At 55.3% G+C, this 18,568-nt stretch carries 18 protein-coding genes; 9 read left to right on the forward strand and 9 right to left on the reverse strand.

Annotated features, from left to right (window positions below; genetic code table 11):
- Positions 1 to 123 precede the first annotated feature (123 nt).
- The 9 genes from HZA73_06490 to HZA73_06530 all read left to right on the forward strand — a co-directional run bounded on the left by HZA73_06490 (position 124) and on the right by HZA73_06530 (position 6,668).
- Positions 124 to 366: a hypothetical protein gene (locus tag HZA73_06490; GenBank protein ID MBI5805679.1), complete on the forward strand. Its 243-nt coding sequence runs from the start codon at positions 124 to 126 to the stop codon at positions 364 to 366.
- Positions 363 to 1,373 carry an aspartate-semialdehyde dehydrogenase gene (locus tag HZA73_06495; GenBank protein ID MBI5805680.1) on the forward strand — a complete coding sequence of 337 codons (1,011 nt, stop codon included), beginning with the start codon at positions 363 to 365 and terminating at the stop codon, positions 1,371 to 1,373. Before HZA73_06490 ends, HZA73_06495 begins: the two co-directional genes overlap by 4 nt.
- On the forward strand, positions 1,370 to 2,038 hold the full coding sequence (locus HZA73_06500; protein ID MBI5805681.1) for a YIP1 family protein: 669 nt from the start codon (positions 1,370 to 1,372) through the stop codon (positions 2,036 to 2,038). Before HZA73_06495 ends, HZA73_06500 begins: the two co-directional genes overlap by 4 nt.
- Before the next feature lie 222 nt (positions 2,039 to 2,260).
- Complete coding sequence (gene umuD, locus HZA73_06505; protein ID MBI5805682.1) at positions 2,261 to 2,692, forward strand: translesion error-prone DNA polymerase V autoproteolytic subunit; 432 nt, start codon at positions 2,261 to 2,263, stop codon at positions 2,690 to 2,692.
- 128 nt (positions 2,693 to 2,820) lie between these two features.
- Positions 2,821 to 4,089, forward strand: coding sequence for a Y-family DNA polymerase (locus HZA73_06510; protein ID MBI5805683.1), 1,269 nt, complete (start codon positions 2,821 to 2,823; stop codon positions 4,087 to 4,089).
- 206 nt (positions 4,090 to 4,295) lie between these two features.
- Positions 4,296 to 5,306 carry an HD domain-containing protein gene (locus tag HZA73_06515; protein MBI5805684.1) on the forward strand — a complete coding sequence of 337 codons (1,011 nt, stop codon included), beginning with the start codon at positions 4,296 to 4,298 and terminating at the stop codon, positions 5,304 to 5,306.
- 218 nt (positions 5,307 to 5,524) lie between these two features.
- Positions 5,525 to 5,773, forward strand: a complete 249-nt coding sequence (locus tag HZA73_06520) for a hypothetical protein (protein ID MBI5805685.1) — start codon at positions 5,525 to 5,527, stop codon at positions 5,771 to 5,773.
- 18 nt (positions 5,774 to 5,791) lie between these two features.
- Positions 5,792 to 5,977, forward strand: coding sequence for a 4Fe-4S binding protein (locus HZA73_06525; GenBank protein MBI5805686.1), 186 nt, complete (start codon positions 5,792 to 5,794; stop codon positions 5,975 to 5,977).
- A gap of 40 nt (positions 5,978 to 6,017) precedes the next feature.
- On the forward strand, positions 6,018 to 6,668 hold the full coding sequence (locus HZA73_06530) for a hypothetical protein (GenBank protein ID MBI5805687.1): 651 nt from the start codon (positions 6,018 to 6,020) through the stop codon (positions 6,666 to 6,668).
- Positions 6,669 to 6,723: 55 nt separating this feature from the next.
- Here the strand turns inward: HZA73_06530 and recG are convergent, their stop codons facing one another.
- The 9 genes from recG to HZA73_06575 all read right to left on the reverse strand — a co-directional run bounded on the left by recG (position 6,724) and on the right by HZA73_06575 (position 18,542).
- The gene (gene recG, locus HZA73_06535; protein ID MBI5805688.1) at positions 6,724 to 8,775 is read right to left on the reverse strand and encodes an ATP-dependent DNA helicase RecG; all 2,052 of its coding nucleotides are present in this window, start codon (positions 8,773 to 8,775) and stop codon (positions 6,724 to 6,726) included.
- 125 nt (positions 8,776 to 8,900) lie between these two features.
- Positions 8,901 to 9,491 carry a GTPase domain-containing protein gene (locus tag HZA73_06540; protein ID MBI5805689.1) on the reverse strand — a complete coding sequence of 197 codons (591 nt, stop codon included), beginning with the start codon at positions 9,489 to 9,491 and terminating at the stop codon, positions 8,901 to 8,903.
- A gap of 117 nt (positions 9,492 to 9,608) precedes the next feature.
- Entirely contained in the window at positions 9,609 to 11,060 is a 1,452-nt protein-coding gene (gene glgA / locus HZA73_06545; protein ID MBI5805690.1) for a glycogen synthase GlgA, read from the reverse strand.
- A gap of 11 nt (positions 11,061 to 11,071) precedes the next feature.
- Entirely contained in the window at positions 11,072 to 12,073 is a 1,002-nt protein-coding gene (galT, locus tag HZA73_06550; protein ID MBI5805691.1) for a galactose-1-phosphate uridylyltransferase, read from the reverse strand.
- Positions 12,074 to 12,186: 113 nt separating this feature from the next.
- Positions 12,187 to 13,650 carry a peptidylprolyl isomerase gene (locus HZA73_06555; protein ID MBI5805692.1) on the reverse strand — a complete coding sequence of 488 codons (1,464 nt, stop codon included), beginning with the start codon at positions 13,648 to 13,650 and terminating at the stop codon, positions 12,187 to 12,189.
- A 387-nt stretch (positions 13,651 to 14,037) separates the two neighbouring features.
- Positions 14,038 to 14,664, reverse strand: coding sequence for a hypothetical protein (locus HZA73_06560; protein ID MBI5805693.1), 627 nt, complete (start codon positions 14,662 to 14,664; stop codon positions 14,038 to 14,040).
- Positions 14,665 to 14,816: 152 nt separating this feature from the next.
- Positions 14,817 to 15,782: a PorV/PorQ family protein gene (locus tag HZA73_06565; protein MBI5805694.1), complete on the reverse strand. Its 966-nt coding sequence runs from the start codon at positions 15,780 to 15,782 to the stop codon at positions 14,817 to 14,819.
- A gap of 190 nt (positions 15,783 to 15,972) precedes the next feature.
- Positions 15,973 to 18,324, reverse strand: coding sequence for a hypothetical protein (locus HZA73_06570; protein MBI5805695.1), 2,352 nt, complete (start codon positions 18,322 to 18,324; stop codon positions 15,973 to 15,975).
- Between the two features lie 71 nt (positions 18,325 to 18,395).
- The gene (locus HZA73_06575; GenBank protein MBI5805696.1) at positions 18,396 to 18,542 is read right to left on the reverse strand and encodes a hypothetical protein; all 147 of its coding nucleotides are present in this window, start codon (positions 18,540 to 18,542) and stop codon (positions 18,396 to 18,398) included.
- Positions 18,543 to 18,568 lie beyond the last annotated feature (26 nt).

Below are 18,568 nucleotides of genomic sequence, written 5' to 3' on the forward strand. Positions count from 1 at the left end.
ATGCCAGAAAACACGGAGGATTACCGGTTAAATATTATGTTTGCAATGTTTTGCCCTCCTTTAATCCCGTGTTTCCTTGGTAAAAGTAAATCAGTCTATTTTCACCAATAATTGGAGGACCAGATGATCTGTCCCATCCGATTCATCCGCAAGCCCGAAGAAGCAGAATGCATCAGGGATAAGTGCTCGTTTTGGCTGGAGCAGGAAGAACTGGCCGGCGGGGACAAGGAGCCGGACCGTTTTTACGCTGTCATAGGCGGCCCGGCCAAGGAAAACAAGGAGCACAAGGAACACAAGGAACACAAAGGCTCCGGTAATTGCGCCGTGCTGGCCATAGCTCAAACCCTGACCAAGCAGAAACCATGACCCGGAAAAAGGTCAACATAGGGCTGGTGGGTGCCACCGGGCTGGTGGGACAGTGCATCCTTCAGGTCTTGGCCGAGCGCCGGTTCCCGGCCGGGATAATTAAGCTCTGGGCCTCGGCCAGGTCGGACGGGAAAAAAGTACAGTTCGGGCGGAAGGTCTGCCGGGTGAACGAGATCGATCCGGACGAATTTCTTGGATGCGATCTGATCTTTTTTGCCGGCACCGAAGGCGAGAAGGGTGCCAGCCGGATATTTTCTGAAGCCGCCATCAGGGCCGGGGCGGTGGTGATCGACAACGGTTCGGATTACCGGATGGACCCGCGAGTCCCCCTGGTGGTGCCGGAGGTCAATCCCGGAGATGCCTTTAAACACAAGGGTTTGATCGCCAATCCCAACTGCTCCACCATCCAAATGACGGTGGCGCTCAACCTGATCCACCGGAAACTCGGCCTTAAGCGGATAGTGGTCTCCACCTACCAGGCGGTGTCGGGGGCGGGGCGGGCGGGAAGCAATGCTCTCGAAGAGCAAATTCAAAATTCAAAATTCAAAATTCAAAATTCGCCTTTTTCCAGGCAAATAGCCGGGAATGTCATTCCCCAGATATCAGATTTTTCCGAGCTGGGTTTCAGCGGGGAAGAATGGAAGATGGTCAAGGAGACGCAGAAGATATTCCATGACAAGAAGCTGGCCGTCAACGCCACCACGGTGCGGGTCCCAGTGGATACCGGGCACTCGGAGTCGGTTTATTTCGAGATCAGGGAAAAAGCCGGGCTGGGGGCGGTGGAAAAACTGCTGGCCAAAACCCCGGGGGTGGTCTTTTCCAAGGACTCATATCACACTCCGCTGGAGATAGCGGGAAAGGACGAGGTTTTCGTCAGCCGGCTGCGGCCCGATCCCTTTGACCCCCAGGCCTTCGTGATGTGGGTGGCGGCCGACAACCTGCGCAAGGGCGCGGCCACCAATGCAGTACAGATAGCAGAACTTTTGTATAAAGGAGGAAAGCTATGAACATCTGGCAGAAGATCATCGGGATATATTACAGACCAGAGGAGGTTTTTGAACAGCTAAAACCCAAGACCAGCTGGTGGGTGCCGCTGATAATAGTGCTGGCGGTATCGGCCGCGGCGGTGATGATCTCCCGTCCCATTGTGATGCCGGAGATACTGGCCGAGATCGCCAAAAACCCGGACATTCCGGCGGAGAACATGGCCCAGATCCAGCAAAGGATTGAAAATCCGATCTTCAGCCTGATTAACGTGGTGATAGGCCTTCCTTTGGCCTGGCTGGCGGTGGGGCTGGTCTTTTGGGGCGTGTTTTCGATGCTGGGAGGCAAAAGCACTTTCGTTAAGATGTTCGCGGCCACGGTCTGGGCCTGGATGGTAAGCATCCCGGGCAGCCTGGTCAAAGTGCCGCTGATGTTCGTCATGGAAACAGCCAAAGTGCATACTTCGCTGGCCTTGATCCTGCCGCTGGAGATGGAGGAGACCTTCCTATTCCGGCTGTTATCCCAGGTGGACATATTTGCCGTCTGGACTTTGTCCGTGATGGCCATAGGGTATTCGGCATTCACCGGGATCAAACAAAAGAAGTCGCTTTGGGCCGTTTTTATCACCTGGGCGGTGTGGATCGTAGTATTAAGTTTCGTTAAGGGAATGACCAAGATGGCAGGATGAGAGGTAATTATAAATAGTTATTAAATAATTAGTTAATTATGATATTTAAAGCGATACGTCACTTAACGTACAGCTGAAATATGATCTGCCCGATCAGGCTTTGGGTCTTCCAAGGCCTGATCGTTTTTTAGGGGTTGACTTCTTGCTTAGTTGGGTATATCATCCTCAGTCATCCGGAACCATGAACCATATTAAGGGAGCAATATGCCTGTTTCCTCAAAAATGCATACCAGGGTCACCGGGATCTACCGGCCGGGGAAAAAGGGCCGGGTGATGCTGCCGGTCTACAGTTCCCGGATCCCGGCCGGTTTCCCCTCGCCGGCCGACGATTTTGTGGAGAAGAAATTGGACCTGAACGAGTACCTGATCAAGAACCCGGCCGCCACCTTCATCGTCAAGGTCTCGGGCAATTCCATGACCGGGGCGGGCATCCATTCCGGCGACCATCTGCTGGTGGACCGTTCGCTGGAGCCGGGCGACAGGAAGATCGTGGTGGCGGCCCTGGACGGCGAGCTGACGGTGAAAAGGCTCCGTCAAAGGAACGGAAAGATGTACCTGGCCTCGGAGAACCCGGATTATCCGGAGGTGAAGCTGGACGACCTGGCCGACCTGAAGATCTGGGGGGTGGTCACTTTTGTCATCCATAAGGTGTAGGATTTGCGGCGGTGGACAATCTGACACTGACAGACACTGTTGGATATCTGGTATAAGCCCAATGAAAAAATATCAGTGCAATTCAGTGTCTAATTTCTCAACAGTTATTAAGATATCAGATGCTATCCGTGAAACAAACATTTGCCCTGGTTGATTGCAACAGCTTTTACGCCTCGTGCGAGAAGGTGTTCAAGCCTTCGCTGGAGGGCAGGCCGGTGATAGTGCTGTCCAACAACGACGGCTGCGTCATCGCCCGGACCGCCGAGGCCAAGGCTTTGGGCATCTCCGGGTTCGAGCCGGTCTTCAAATATCAGGCCATTATCGAGCAGCACGATGTGGCGGTGTTCTCGGCCAATTTCACCCTGTACGGCGACCTCTCCAGCCGGGTGATGGCCACCCTGCGCCAATTCACCCCGGAGATGGAGATCTACTCCATCGACGAAGCCTTTCTGTCGCTGGCCGGGATGAGCATCGACCGGGGAAATTACTGCCGGAACATCCGTAACGTGGTAAAACAGTGGACCGGGATCCCGGTATCCATCGGCATCGGCCCCACCAAGACCCTGGCCAAGCTGGCCAACCGTTTCGCCAAGAAGGACCCCGCCCTTGACGGCGTGCTGGACCTGACGGACCATCCCCGGCTGGACTCCTTTCTGGAAAAGACCGGGGTCAAGGACATCTGGGGGGTGGGCCGGAAGCACTCAAAGTTACTGAACCGTTACGAGATCCAAAACGCCCTGCAACTGCGGGACGCCAACGACAACTGGATCAAGAAACACATGACCGTGACGGGCCTGCGCACGGTGGAGGAACTGAGGGGCCATCCCTGCATCGAGGGGGACGAGGCTCCGCCGCCCAAGCAGTGCATCATGACCTCGCGCTCCTTCGGCCGGGACATTTATTCCAAGGAGGACCTGGAGCAAGCGGCGGCCGAGTTCACCGCCATGTGCGCCGAAAAGCTGAGAAAACAGGGGTCAAAGGCCTCACTGCTGACGGTGTTCATCGCCAGCAACAGCTTTCGGGACGAGCCCCAGTACTCCAACTCCGTTACTTTGAGCCTGCCCGAACCCACCGATTACACCCCCCGCCTGCTGGAGCTGGTCCGCCGGGGCCTTAAGAGCATCTTCAAGCCGGGCTATTCCTACAAGCGGGCCGGGGTGCTGTTGTCAGGGATCGGCCCCGGGGATACCGTCCAGCTGGACCTGCTGGGGTCCTGCCGGGAGAGCCCGGGGGAATACCGGATTATGCAGGCGGTGGACGCCGTCAACGCCAGGACGGGCCGGGGCGCCCTCAAGTACGCCGCCGCCGGCATCGACCGGCCCTGGAAGATGAACCAGAGGAAGCTGTCGCCCCGCTATACCACAAACTGGCCGGACGTTCCGGTGGTGCTGGCCTGAAAAGAGGGATCGGGGTACCTGCCCGCGAAACACGCTAAAAATAACATTTACATTCAATTGATTTTTGTCGGGTAAAAATCTGTGTTAATCTGCGGAATCGTTCGGCTAACGCTCACGACAACGTCTGCGGATAGCTAACGGGCCTTTTTTGTTGACTTTTGGGCGGGATGAATATACAATTACTTGAATATTACGGAGAGAGTTTGATGGAACGGGTTTGTATCAGGGACATCAGGTCGGACAATTTCACGGGTAAAGAGGTGATAGATTTTTACGCCCTGCGCAAGATAGAGCTGAAGACCAAGGAATCGGACGGCAAGGCCTATCTTAACCTGGAACTGGGCGACGCCACCGGCCGGATCGACGGTGTGATGTGGAATGAGGCCGAAAAGGCTTTCAAGGAAGTATCCCAGGGCGATGTGGTCCAGATCAAGGGCCTGGCCGGGAGATACAAGGACAATCCCCAGCTGCGGGTGGAGAACATCCGCAAGGCCGGAGAGGGCGAGTACAAACTGGAGTTCTTCATGCCCGGGTCCGAGAAGACCAGGCCCGAGCTGGAGGCCGGGATCAGGGCGGAGATGGCCGCGATCAGGAACCCTGCCCTGGCCAAGCTGCTGAAGGCGTTTTTCGACGACCCGGAGTTCCTGGATGGGTTTTTGGCGGCCCCGGCCGCCAAGCTGTGGCACCACGCCCACCTGGGAGGACTGGCCGAGCACACTTTGGGGGTCTGCCGGCTGGCCCGGGCCGCGCTCAACAACTACCAATTATTGGACGCCGACCTGCTTTTGACCGGCTGTCTGCTGCACGACATGGGCAAGATGCGGGAGTTCGCCGTCACCACCTTCATAGACTATTCCGACGAGGGGCGGCTGGTGGGGCACGTGGTGCTGGGCGACCAGATGCTGATGGAGCGGATCGCCAAGGTCAAGGATTTTCCCAAGGAGCTGGAGAAGCGGCTGCGGCATATGATTCTGGCCCACCACGGCGAGAAGGATAAGGGCAGCCCGGTGGTGCCTTCCACCCTGGAGGCGCTGATAGTGCACCACTGCGATTACATGGACTCCCACGCCGCGGCTTTTACCCGGATCATCAAGCGGGAGGGCCTGCAGAACAAGCGCTGGAGCGATTACGTCAATTTGATAGACCGTTATATATACCTGGCCAAGAGCGAGGCCCAGTCCGGCGGGGAACGGGAGAGCGAGCTGAAACTGTTTTAGCAGTCCCTCCGGGGAAATTACCAGGCAGGATATACAGGATTTATTTTATGAAAACATGGTTTCTGAAGCCTTCAGTATATTGTTGAATCCCGTTAATCATGTTAATCCTGTCTGTCCAGGAGTAATCAATGTACTATAGCCTCTTGCCAAAACCCAACAATTATGATATCATTATTTTTTAAACAGCGAACAAACAGAAAACATAAAAGGAGAGACCCATGGAAGACCTGAAGCTGGCTAAAAAACTGGTAAAAAGCCTTGATATGGCCATGAAATACGAAAGGATGGCCCAGGACCGTTATTCCCGGGAGGCCACCTATTCCTATGAGTATGACATCAAGTCATTGTTCAAGGCCCTGGTCTCCGAGGAACTGAAGCACGAGCGGATGCTGAACGCCAAGAAAAGCGAGATCATGAAGGATATCGCCCGGTTGGAAAAAGCAAATAAAAACAAAGCCAAAAAATAAAAGAAAGGAAACACGAACATGCCCGGAAAACTTCCAAAAATTGATCTCGATGCCTGCATTGGCTGCGGAGCCTGCGTGGGCGCCTGCCCGGTAAGCGCTTTGGATATGGACGGCGACAAGGCCAAACTGGTGAAGCCCGAGGCCTGCACCAGTTGCGGAGCTTGCGTGGACGCCTGCCCGGTCTCCTGCATAGTCCTGGCCTGATCCTTTCTGAATGAAATCGCTAACTGTTTTAGGTGATAGAATGAAAAAGCATACGATTCTGATGACGGCCCTGATCCTGGCCCTGGCGGCCGGAGCCAATGCCATGACCATCAACGGCGGGGCGGCCTGGTTCAATCCAACCGGGGTGGAAGGAAGCGGCGCAGTGCTGTTCTCCCTGGGAGCCGGCCAGCGGGTGGATCAGATGGTGATGGCCAACATCCAGCTGGATTTCATGAACAAGACATTTACCAAGGAACTGAGCACCACGGTGGATCTTGATACCTCGTCGATCGTGACCCTTTCTACCCGGGAAGTGGCCTACAAGCATTCGGTCAAATATTTCCCCGTCAGCGCCGGAGTGGTCATTACCCTGCCGGTGGACATAACCTACAGCATCAAGCCCTTCATTGAAGGACGGGTGGGGTACGGTTTTGCCAATGTTTCTTACGATTATAACGAAACAACCTATGACATCCCGGATACCAGCCGGCCCGAAAGCGGCAATTATACCGGATTCGGCTGGAGGCTGGCCGGAGGCATCAGGCTGAGCCTTGGTTCCCGTAGCGGTCTGACATTGGGAGCTTTCTACAACGGAAATACCGTTTCCCGCAGCCAGGATTCCAACACCTTCGTAGACCTGGAGATGTCCGGACTGGGGCTGGGAGCCTCCCTGGAACTCAGCGGATTCTAAATTTGTTGCATAAAAACAGTTAAAAGCCCCCCGCCTTAAGGCGGGGGGCTTTTTGTTACCCGGTTTGGATCAACTCTTGCGCATCGGGGAAATGGAATTTAAGGTTGTGGTCCAGAAAGTCCTGTTCATCAGTTGATAAAACCTTTTGCATTGTCTCCAGGGCCAGCTGTTTGGCCGGGGCCACCAAACGGGCGTCGGCGATCAGGTCGGTGATCTTCAAGGCCGGCAGGCCGTGCTGGCGGGTGCCCCAGAGTTCTCCGGGGCCTCTGATCTTAAGGTCCTCCTCCGCGATCTTGAAACCGTCCGATGTGCTCTGCATTATACTCAAGCGCGCTTGGGCCTCCGGTGTAGACTTTTGGCCGGACATCAGGATGCAGTACGACTTGTGCCGGCCCCGGCCCACCCGGCCCCTCAGCTGGTGCAGCTGGGAGAGGCCAAAGCGCTCGGCGTGCTCGATCACCATCACCGTGGCATTGGGCACATCGATGCCCACTTCTATCACCGTGGTGGCCACCAGCAGCTGAATGGCGCCCCGGCGGAATTCCTCCATCACCTGCTGGCGCTCATCAAAGGCCAGCTGGCCGTGGATCAGCCCGGTCTTGAAACCATTGAAGACATCGTCGCTCAGGTGCCGGTGCATCTTGATGGCGGCCTTGAGATCGGTCTTCTCCGATTCCTCGATGATGGGATAGATCACATATATCTGCCGCCCGGCCTTCATCTGATCGCCCAGGAAGGTGTAGACCTTGGCCCGGTTGGTTTCCGATGTCACTTTGGTGATAATGGGCTGGCGGCCGGGAGGCAGTTCGTCTATCACCGAGATGTCCAGGTCGCCGTAGGCGGTCATGGCCAGGGTGCGGGGAATGGGGGTAGCGGTCATCACCAGCAGGTGGGGATCTTTTCCCTTGGCCCGGATCTTGGCCCTCTGGGCCACCCCGAAACGGTGCTGTTCGTCGATGATGGCCAAAGCCAGGGCCTTGAAGTTCACCTGTTCCTGGATCAAAGCGTGGGTGCCTATGGCCAGCAGTATCTCGCCCGATCCCAGTTTGCGGTAGATCTCCTTTTTTTCGGCTGGCGGGGTTTTGCTGGTCAGCAGGGCGGAGGTGATGGTCAACTTGTCCAGCCAGGGCTTGATCCCGGCATAATGCTGTTCGGCCAGGATCTCGGTGGGGGCCATCAAGGCGGTCTGCAGGTTCTGGCCGGCCGCCTGGATCAGGGCGGCAAAGGCCACCAGGGTCTTGCCGGAGCCCACATCGCCCTGAAGCAGGCGGTGCATGGGCTTGGTCTGGGAAAGGTCTCCGGTTATCTCCCGCACCACCCGTTCCTGGGCCTCAGTTGGCTTGAAGGGGATGACCGATTCGAATCTCTTGCGCCAGTCCGGCGATATTATGGGAACGGCCCGGGCCAGCCCGGAGAAGTTCTTCCGGCGCTGCAGCAGCAGGACCTGCAGATAGAAAAGTTCCTCGAAGGCCAGGCGCTCCCGGGCTTTTTGGGCGAACTGGGCGCTTTGGGGAAAATGAATCTCCTGGACGGCATTCTTCAGAGGCATCAATCCCCGGTTCTGGATCACTGATTCAGGCAAGGATTCGGTAACATCAGACAGATGCCCTTCCATGGTAGCTTTGAGCACGGTCCGGATCTGCCGGGCCGACAGCCCGGCGGTGGAAGGGTGCAGGGGAACAATGCGCCCGGTGTGGATCAGCTCGGCATCCTCGTCGTCTATGACCTCGTATTCGGGGTTCAGGAAGACCAATCCCCGGTCGTATTTGGCGGAACCGCTCAAGACCACGGTCTGGCCGATCTCGAACCTGTCCTTTAAATAGGTCTGGTTGAACCATTTGACTGGCAAAAAACCTGAGTCATCGTTGATCATCAGGTTGAAAATGGTAAAGCCCCGCCGGGCGTAATTGACGCTTTTGCCGGAGACCTTTCCTATTACCGTGGCATCCTGGCCGGGATGGAGGTCGGCGATCTTGGTGAATATACTGCGGTCAATGTAGCGGCGGGGGGCATGATAGAACAGGTCGCGCACCGTAAAGATGCCCAGCTTGTGGAACAGCTCAGCCCGCTTGGGGCCAACCCCTTTTATGTATTGGATCTCGGTCAAAGCAGATTTTCTGGTATTTTTGATTAAAACCGAGGGAGTTCTTCCTCGGTTTTATGTTATTGCAACAACTTGCGGTTATTTGTAATGTAGACGCAAATTAAGGTATTAGTTTATTGTTCGGTTTTTTAACTGATCCTTTTCCCTACATTCCCCAGCACCATCTTGGACAGGGCTTTCAAAGTGTCCAGCACCCCGATGCCCTGGTTGGCCACGGCCTCAAAATAGGGGAAACCCTGGGGGTTAAGCTTGGTGTTCAATTCGTCCAGGGTGACGGTGTTGGGCAGGTCGCGCTTGTTGTACTGCAGAACCAGGGGCAGACTTTCCAGGGTTAGCTTCATCTCGGCCAGGTTCTCTCCCAGGTTCTTAAAACTTTCCAGGGTGTCTCCAAAACGCTCGGTCTGGGAGTCGGCCACGAACACGATGCCGTCCACCCCCCGCAGAACTAATTTGCGCGAGGCATTGTAGAACACCTGGCCCGGTACGGTGTACAAATGGAATTTGGTCTTAAAACCGTGGATGCTTCCCAGGTCCAATGGCATGAAGTCAAAGAACAGGGTCCGGTCCAGTTCGGTGGCCAGCGATATCAGCTGGCCCTTGGAGCCGGGGGAGACCTTCTCGTAGATATAGCGCAGGTTGGTGGTCTTTCCGCCCAGGCCCGGGCCGTAAAATACCAGCTTGCAGCTTATTTCGTGGGAGGCTTGATTGATCAGGGCCATAGCATTAAAGTTCAAAGATTAATGATTATCTGATTTCATTCTAATATAACTCAACCCCTTAATCCCCTTCTCTTACCAAGAGAAGGGGCGGGGGATGAGTTATAGCCTAACTAAAAACTATTTCTCCTGAAGCAACGAGTAGTACAGCTCCTGATATTTTATGGCCGACCGGTCCCAGGAAAAGTCTCCGGCCATGGCCTGTCTGGTCAGAAGTGCCCATTCTTCTTTTTTGCGGTAAACCTGCAAGGCCCTTTTGACCGCCGATACCAGTTCCGGGGAATTGAACCCGTCGAACAGGAAGCCATTGGAATCGGAGAAGGACGGCTCATAGTCCACTATGGTGTCGGCCAGTCCGCCGGTCCTTCTGGCCACCGGGATGCTGCCGTACCGCAGGGCGATCATCTGGCCCAGGCCGCAGGGCTCGTAAAGCGAGGGCATCAGGAACATGTCTGATCCGGCGTACATCAGATGGGAAAGGGCGGGATCGAAGATGAGGCTCAATCCAAAATTCTGGGGGTAGAGGCGTTTCTTCCGCTCAAAGGCATCGTGATACCTTTGTTCCCCCGTTCCCAGCACGGCCAGGTCACAGCCTAGTTCCACCAGCTCATCCACGGCTTCCAGCACCAGGTCGCAGCCTTTTTGGCTGGCCAGCCTGGTGACCATGGCCAGCAGGGGGCGGTTCCCGGAATGGACCAATCCCAGCTTTTTGTAGAGGATGCGCTTAATGGTGTTCTTGTTGGCTGTCCGGGCCTGATCATAGTTCAGCGTCAGGTATTTGTCGGAGGCCGGGTCCCATTCAATAGAATCGATCCCGTTGATGATGCCGGTCAGGATGTTTTCCCTGGCCTTAAGCGCCCCGTCCAGCTGAAAGCCCTGTTCAGGGGTCAGTATCTCCCGGGCATAAGTGGGGCTGACCGTGGTCAGCCGGTCGGAGAAGAATATCCCGCCCTTGAGATAATTCACCTGGCCGTAAAATTCCAGCCCATCCAGGGCGAAGCATTTTTCCGGCAGTCCGGTCAGCGCATATTGCTCTTTTGGGAACACGCCCTGATATGCCAGGTTGTGGATGGTAAAAACAGTTTTTGCCTTTTCCCAAAACATTTTTCGGCCGGGACTGCATATGATCAGGGCCGGGATCAGGCCGGTCTGCCAGTCGTGGCAGTGGACCACATCGGGCGGCTGTTCCAAAGTTTCGATCAGTTCAATGGCGGCCCGGCAGAAAAGGGCGAAGCGGAAGGCGTTGTCCGGGTAATCTCCGGCAGCAGTGCCGTAAAGCTCGGGGCGGTTCGAGAATGCCGGATGTTCCAGAAGTAAAGTATTGATGCCCGGCAGGTGATCTGACCTAAGGATATTGATGCGGTGGCTGGCATCTTCGAGGGAACAGGTCACAGCCTTTCCGGTCTCAGTGACATTGAACTTCCGGCGGTCAACTATCCGGTAGGCCGGCAAAATGACTGTGTTCTGATGGCCCAACCGGGCCAAGGCCTGAGGCAGGGCTCCGGTCACATCGGCCAGTCCCCCGGTCTTGGCATAGGGATGGACCTCGGAGGAAACAGTCACTATGTGCAATGGCCGCCGGCTCAACCTATCTCCACCTCCCGCAGAAACTGGGCGTACTCCTCGGGCGGAGTGGGGTTGATGTAAAACCCGGTTCCCCGCTCAAACCCGGCCACCCGGGTAAGGCGCGGCATTATCTCCATGTGCCAGTGAAAATGCTGGAGCCCGGACATCTGACAGGGGGCGGTATGCAGCACCAGGTTGTAAGGAGGATTGCTGACCGAGGCCTTGATGCGGAGCAGGGTCTCCTTAAGTATGGCGGCCAACAGGGCCAGATCGGCGGGGGTGATGTTCTCAAAATTGGATTCGTGCTTCTTGGGCATAAGCCAGCATTCAAAGGGGAAACGTGCGGCAAAGGGGGCGATGGAGATGAAGTTTTCGTTTTCCAGCACCAGCCGGCGGCGGTCTTCGGTTTCCTGCTTGACTATGTCGCAGAAAACGCAACGTTCCTTGTAATTATAGTATTCCTGGGCTCCGGCCAGTTCTTCATTGATAGACTTGGGAACGATGGGTGTGGCTATCAGCTGGCTGTGACTGTGCTCCAGCGAGGCTCCGGCCCGGTAACCCTGGTTCTTGAATATCATCAAATATTTCAGGCGGGTATCCCGCTTCAGATCCTGCATCCGGGAAACGTAGGCGGATAAAATGTTCTGGATGTGCGGTATGTCCAGGTCGGATAAAAACCGGTTGTGTTCAGGCATTTCCACGATTATCTCGTGGGCCCCGATGCCGGACATCTTGTCGTAAAGCCCTTCGCCGGATTTCTCCAGTTCTCCTTCCACCCTTAAGGCCGGGTATTTGTTGGCGATCACCCTTAACTGCCAGCCGGGGGAGTTGGGGGCTGTTTCCGGCGGCCTGACGGCCAGGATCTCGGGCGTGGTCAGGTGCTCCTGGCCGTAGCAAAAGGGGCAGGAGCCATGGATTACCGCCGGGGCGGGGATCTCATAATCCACCGGGCGTTTTCCCCTCTCGGTGGAGATTATCACCCAGCGGCCGATGATGGGGTCTTTGCGCAGTTCTGGCATAATCAATTATTATCAGTTGAACTTAAATTATATCTGCTAATTATTGTAAAGTCAATGAAATAAGAGGCCGGTTATAAAACCGGCCTCTTGAGAACTGATCGGGGGCAATGAAATTACTTTTTGCCGCCTTCTTTTTGTTCGGGCTGGGCGGGTGCGGCCGGGGTTTCCTCGGGATAGGTGATTGTAGCCTCGGCCTTGAGGCGGTTAAGCAGGTTGTCAAAATTAGCCTTCTGCTGGTCCCTCTGCATCTGCCCAGAGATCTGGCTCTTGACCTGGTCCAGTGTCTTGAAGCCGGCCGGGGTCTTCTCTTCAACCTTATAGATGGCATACTGGGTGAAATATTTGACCGGAGCCGTGGTATAGGCGCCGTCCTTGAGCTTCCCGGCGGCTGCAAATACTTTGGGATCTATCTGAGTCTTGTCCACCAGTCCCAGGTCGCCGGCCTTGTCCTTGGTGGCTGCGTCAGTTGAAACTTTACCGGCCAAACTGTCGAATTTGTCAGGGTTGGCCTTAAGGTCGGCCAGCGCTTTGTTGGCTTCGGCCTCGGTGTTGAAAACCATCCAGCGCAGGTGCAGTTTGGAGCCTTCCTTCTTGATACGCTTGACCACAGCGAATTTGGGGGAGATGGGGGTGATTGAAGATATCTTGCCCTTGGGAGTTTTGACAAAAAGCACCGGATCCAGATCGGGGTTGTCGCCCCGGTTCAGCTGGGCCATCTCGCCGCCCTTATGTGAATTGTCGGAAACCGAGTATTTCATGGCCAGGCTGTCAAAGAAAGACTTTTTCATCTGGGCCAGCTTCAGCACTTTTTCGGCCTCGGCTTTTGTATTCACTATGATGTTGCGGGCTTTGACAGTTTCCACTATCTTGTAAGCATTCTTATTGGCTTCGTAGTTCTTTTTGATCTCCTGTTCGGTGGGCTGGGACTTCAGGATCACCTCATTATTGTAATATCCCCGGATCATTACATCGTAGCGGGTGTCCACCAACTGCTGGTTTATAGCCGGATCGTTGCCTATTCCGGCCTTGACCGCTGCGTCATATAACAGTTTTTTCTGGATCAGCCTTTCCAGGAACTGCTTCTTGCCGGCCTCGTTCTCGAACTGGGCCCGGTACTGGGGGGGAACCTTTTCCAACTCAGCGTCAAACTCCAGCTTGGTGATGGGCTGGCCGTTGATGATCACAGAATATTCCTTGAAATTCTTGTTAAAACAGCGGCCCACACCTTCCATGGCCAGGCTGTCTGCCTTGGCCAGTTGGGAGGGCTTATCCTTGTAAAGAGTGACCACCTTCTGGTAAACTTCGGCGGATTTTTGGTAGTCGCCGGAGCGTTCGTAGGCCAATCCCAGGTAATAGGCATAATCCTTGGCCATTTTTGACTGGGGATAGATATCCAGCAGTTCGGTGAAGGAGGTGATAGCATCGGCGTATTGCTGGTGGTTCAGGTTCAACTGGGCTATTTTATACATCAGCTCTTCGGGGCTGGCGGTCTTTTTCTTTTCAGCGGCCAGGGCCAGAGAGGATGTAAGCAGTAGCGATAGGGCCAGGACCATGGTCAATAGTTTTTTCGGGGACATGCTGCCTCCTAAATTTGATTTATGGTGGGTTTATTTTCTTTTTGGGTTATTCTAAAGGAAAATGTTGCATGACAGGGCGGGGCAGGTCTTAGATCTGTTTTAAATTGGAAGATATCTTGAAATACTTTTATACGGAGTTAAGCCATGGAGGGTATTCAATGTCCAACCCGTAACTTTGAAGGGGGTATGTATCATCAGCAATTTTCAGATCAATGAAACTATGGGGCGGGTTAAAGGCATAACTGTTGGCCGGGGAAGAATGATCGAAAAAAGCCAGCAAACAAAAGCAGTCATGCTGCGCTTTGTTTTCAGCATGGCATTCCGCGAAAACGAAGAGAACCGAAGCCATCAAAACCATAAGAATTAAAACACAGGCGGTGCGCATGTTCAATGCACCAGCCACTGCATCACGGCCCCGGCGGCCAGGGGCACCCGGATGTTGTCATCCAGCGGTATGGGCAGAAGTTCCACGATCATGGCCACGGCCGCACCGATCACCATCCGGGACAGGCTCAGGTCGGAATGGGGCAGGAAGATCAAAGCGGTTCCGATCAGCAGGCATCCGGCGAAACCGGCGGCCGTGCCTTCAAAGGATTTTAAAAAGAACCTGGTCCGTCCCAGGTTGCGGCCCACCATGGCGGCCAGGGCGTCTCCGATCACCAGAAAACAGATGGCGGCCATGGCGATGAACGGCTGGAACAGAACTATGCAGGCCAGCGAGGACAGCATCAGGTAGGTGGCCCCGGTCAGGGCGTCGATCTCGTGCCGCCTCAGCAGGGGGCCGAAGATGTCGATGAAAATTATCTTGATGAACTGGTGGCGCAGCCTGATGATGTCCAGGGCAAGGGTGGCGGCGGCGGCGGCCAAAAGGATCCACTTGGCCAGGTAGGTGTAAGGCTTGCCGGTGGTGTGCTCCAAAAGGAAGGCCCCGTAATAAAGAAAGGGAACGGTCAGCCCGGCCAGCATATGAAAGGCTTTGCGCCTGATCTCGCGCTGCAGATTAAGGGTGGTCATAGATTGTCTAAAGATCAAAAGTAATTATTCAGAGCCACTAAGCCTGCCCTGTGTGTAATCGAAGGGACACCAAGATACAAATACGACTAACGATTGACGATTACAATAAACGAAAGTAGTGTCTTAGTGTCTTTGTGGTTGAATGTTTAACTTCAAAAGTTTAAAGAAGCTGAAAGCCTGGTGCTGTTGCCCAGGTCCTGACTTCCCAGATAGGCATAATCAAAATTGAAGCGTCCCAGTTTTAATCCTGCCCCAGCCGCCAGCCGCCCCAGGTCGGAGCCCAACCGCAGAGCCAGCCTTTGTTTTAAGACATATTCCAGACCGTAGTGGGAATCGGCGCTCAAATTTCCCAGATAGTATTGGGATGCGGCCCGCCGCCTTTCGAATCTGACATCAAAACCGGCCGAGATGGTCAGGGCCTTGTTTCCGGCAAAATTAGGATTCCAGGAAAGACCCAGCCTGGCAGCCGGGGAGATGACCTCCTTTTTTCCGGTGTCCCAAGCCAGGTAGGTGGTGGTAATGTCCTGCAGGTTCAGGCCCAAGCGTAGATCGTGAGGCAGTCTGGACAATACCCCGGCATCCAGACCTATGCCCCAGGCGCTGTTGGAGCCTAGCGACTTGTTGACCAGTTTCAGATTAGCGCCCCAGAAAACATCCTGGCGGTACATCCGGCTGTAATTAAGGAACAGGGCCGATTCGGCGTCCTGGATATCGGTGATCAGATCATAATCCAGCCGTTCGCCGGGATCCATCACTCCATTGCTGTTAAGGTCCAACAAGGCGTTGTTGGTATAGGGAATGTCCTTGATGGATAGACGGACAAAGATCAGCCCAATTCCGCCGTTCTTGATTGGACGGCTGTATCCCAGGGCATCATAGGTCAAAAGGCCGTCAAAGTTGGAGGAATGGTTGAAGATCATCTGATGGCTGGAGAGGGCCGTGGCTGCGGGGTTCCAGTAGGAGGAAAAACCATCGTCGGCAATGGAGACATAAGCTCCGCCCAGCCCCAGGGCCCGGCCCCCCATGCCAAAGCTCAAAAATTCCCCGGTATATTTGTCGGCCAGGGCCGGAGCCGCGATCAGGCTTAGAGCCAGCAACAATTTTAATGTTTTGCGCATCGTATCACCACGGATATAGAAATATCCTATCGTTAAGGTTTTGGGAAAACAGAAAAACAACAAAGAGCCGTGGAACAAAGGTTCAAACGGCATCGTTGGCTGGCGGGAAGAAGGACTGATTTTCTGTGTTCCGTACCTTAAGTAGCGATAGGATATTCTCCGTAATTGTCTTATAAATATACTCTAAAAATCACTTTTTGTCAAGATTGGCCAGCCGGATAAACGTCTCCATCCCGGGCTTGATGGGAGCGGAAGGCGTGGTCTGCAGGAAACGGGAGAAACCGAGCGAGGTCAGGGAACTGTTCTCCCATACCGTCAGGTCGGCCGGGAAGGGCAGGGATTTTGGGAACCCGGAGCTTATCAGGCTGGTGTTCAGGGAATTGCCGGAGGCGCCGAACCATTTACCTAAAGCCAGCTGCTGGCTGGAGCTCAGGCTGTCGCTGACCACGACCACGACCCGGGAATATTTGTAGGCCAGGTTGGGGAAAAGGCTGTCGATGCCGGTGTGGTTGACCACCAGCCCCCTGGCCCGGGCCAGCTGTCCGACTTTTAAGGCCAGTTGATAACTCCTGCTGTCCGGTTGGTGGGCGAAAAGGATGTCCCCCCCGGAGCGGAAGGCCTGGGCCGGCCGGAAAGGCTGGTTCAGGTAGGTCTGGGGGAAATAGGAGAATACTACGATCTGATCCCGGTGGTCAGCGCTGCCCCAGGTGATGCGGTAGGCCGCCATTCCGGTTTTGGGAATGTTTCCCAGCCGGATCACGGTGTCGGGCAGGGAGGAGGCCAGGTCAAGGTCCTTCTGCCTTAAGGGGCTGTTTGGTGTCAGGGCTTCTATCTTAAGATTATTGACCGGGCTCTGCAGCTTTAAGCTCAGCGAAAGGGAATTATCCGTGGTCATCAGCCGGGCGGTCAAAGGATGCAGGCCCAGCTCCTGCCTCAGCTTGGAGAACCCGGCGGCCCCGGCTATCAGCCACTCCTGGCTGCTGTAGGGCCCCTTGCGGCCCCGCATTCCCCGGAACATGTCGTGCCAGAACATGCCCTTGATCCGGCCGCCGTCGGTGTAACCCTTGATGGCGTCGGTCCAGCGCCAGTACATCTCCTCCGGGGCCGGCGGGTTGACGCTGTTCTGCAACAGGGGGAAGTCCACCTCCTGGCCCACCAAAAGCTGGGCCTCGTCGCCCTTAAGGTAATTGGACCAGTCGCTGGTCATCTGGTAGCAGTGCCGGGCGGTGGACTCGTACATCATCACCGCGTCCATGTCCAGGCCGGCATCGTTCATCATGGCCGGGTCCTGGCCGTGCTCGTGGCCCTTGTCCCAGCCCAGGGTAAAGCCCCAGACCGGCTTGGTGACGCCTGATTCCTCCATCAATTTGACCACGGCCAGGGCCGTCCTATGGGCCTGCCACCACTGCCAGCGGGCGTGGACGGTGTTGACCTCGTTGACCCGGACCTGTTTGGCCACCCACATTATCCTCTGGTTGGGCGGCCATTTCCTCCAGTCCCGGGGCGTTTCGATGTTCATCTGCTCCACGAACTGGTTGACCGTCTCGTAGCCGCCGGCCCCGGGCCGGATGTAATCCAGCCCGATGAAGTCCACGTTGGGCTCTTCCTGGAGGACCTTCATCACCTTGACGATGTCGTCCCGGCGCTTGGCGTCATCCAGGCTGACGTGATGGTTGCGGAAGACCCCGCCCTTGCCGGCTTCGATGGAATATTCGTATTTCAGTTTTTTCAGCGGCGGGCCCCACAAGAGATAACTGCCGACATAGCCGCCGAACTGCAGTCCCTGATCGTGGGCCTCCTTGGCCAGCCGGGGCAGGGCCTTGAAATTGTCCCTGACCCAGGGGTTCTTGTCGTTGGTCCCGGGATATCCCTCGATGGTCCAGCCCAGGGAGAACCAGACGGCGTCGGCTCCCAGGAACTTGGCCCAGTCCCCAAAGTTCTGCCATTTGCGGCTGGTGTTGTAGGGCGAGCGCAGGGCGGTGCGGGAGACGTCGCAGGAGCTTTCGATGGTCATCACGCAGAAACCGGCCGGGATGGGCTTGGGGGCGCGGGACTTGACGAGAAAAGTAGTAGAGTCGGAGCTTATTACGGTATTAACGTAGGATTGTAGTAAAGTAGTAGAGTCGGGGCTTTTTACAGTATTAGCGTAGGACGGTAGTAAAGTAGTAGAGTCTACCTTGGTTTGTTTGGAGAGCACAGACAGCACGGCCTTGTAGCCGCCCAGGGGCGGGTTCCAGGGCAGGGGCCAGGTGCCGCGCCAGGAGCTTTGGTCCTTGTCATAGCGCAGAGTTATTTCCCGGCAGTCTCCGGCGCTGATCAGCGCGGTGTCGGCGAAATAGAACTTTACGCTGACGGCAGAAGAATCGGGGTTGATGTTACTGGAAGAGTCCGGCTTGAAGTTCAGGGAAACCATTTCGTAGCGGAAGTATTCGGTCTTATCCACCGAGAAATAGGGCGACTGGTACGGGCCGCTGACGGTGCCGAGGTTCAAAGCCAGAAGGGAGATGGCCAGGAGGCTGGCGATGGAGAGATATTTGTGCATAGTATTTTGACCTCACCCTTTGATTCCCTCTCCTAATGCCTTAGGAGAGGGGAAGGGGAGAGGTCTTAAGCTCAGTTATTGTTTTCAGCTTGTGATTTGTCGGGAAATATCTTTATCAGCACCATCACCAGACCGTAGAAGATCAGGATGAAGGCGAAGATGCCGGTCATGCCCATGGCCATTAGTTTAAGGCTTTGGTTGAAGTTGGTCCAATCCATGCAATGAATTCCTAATTACGAATTAT

The organism is candidate division TA06 bacterium (genome assembly GCA_016235665.1).
Taxonomy (GTDB): domain Bacteria; phylum Edwardsbacteria; class AC1; order AC1; family EtOH8; genus UBA5202.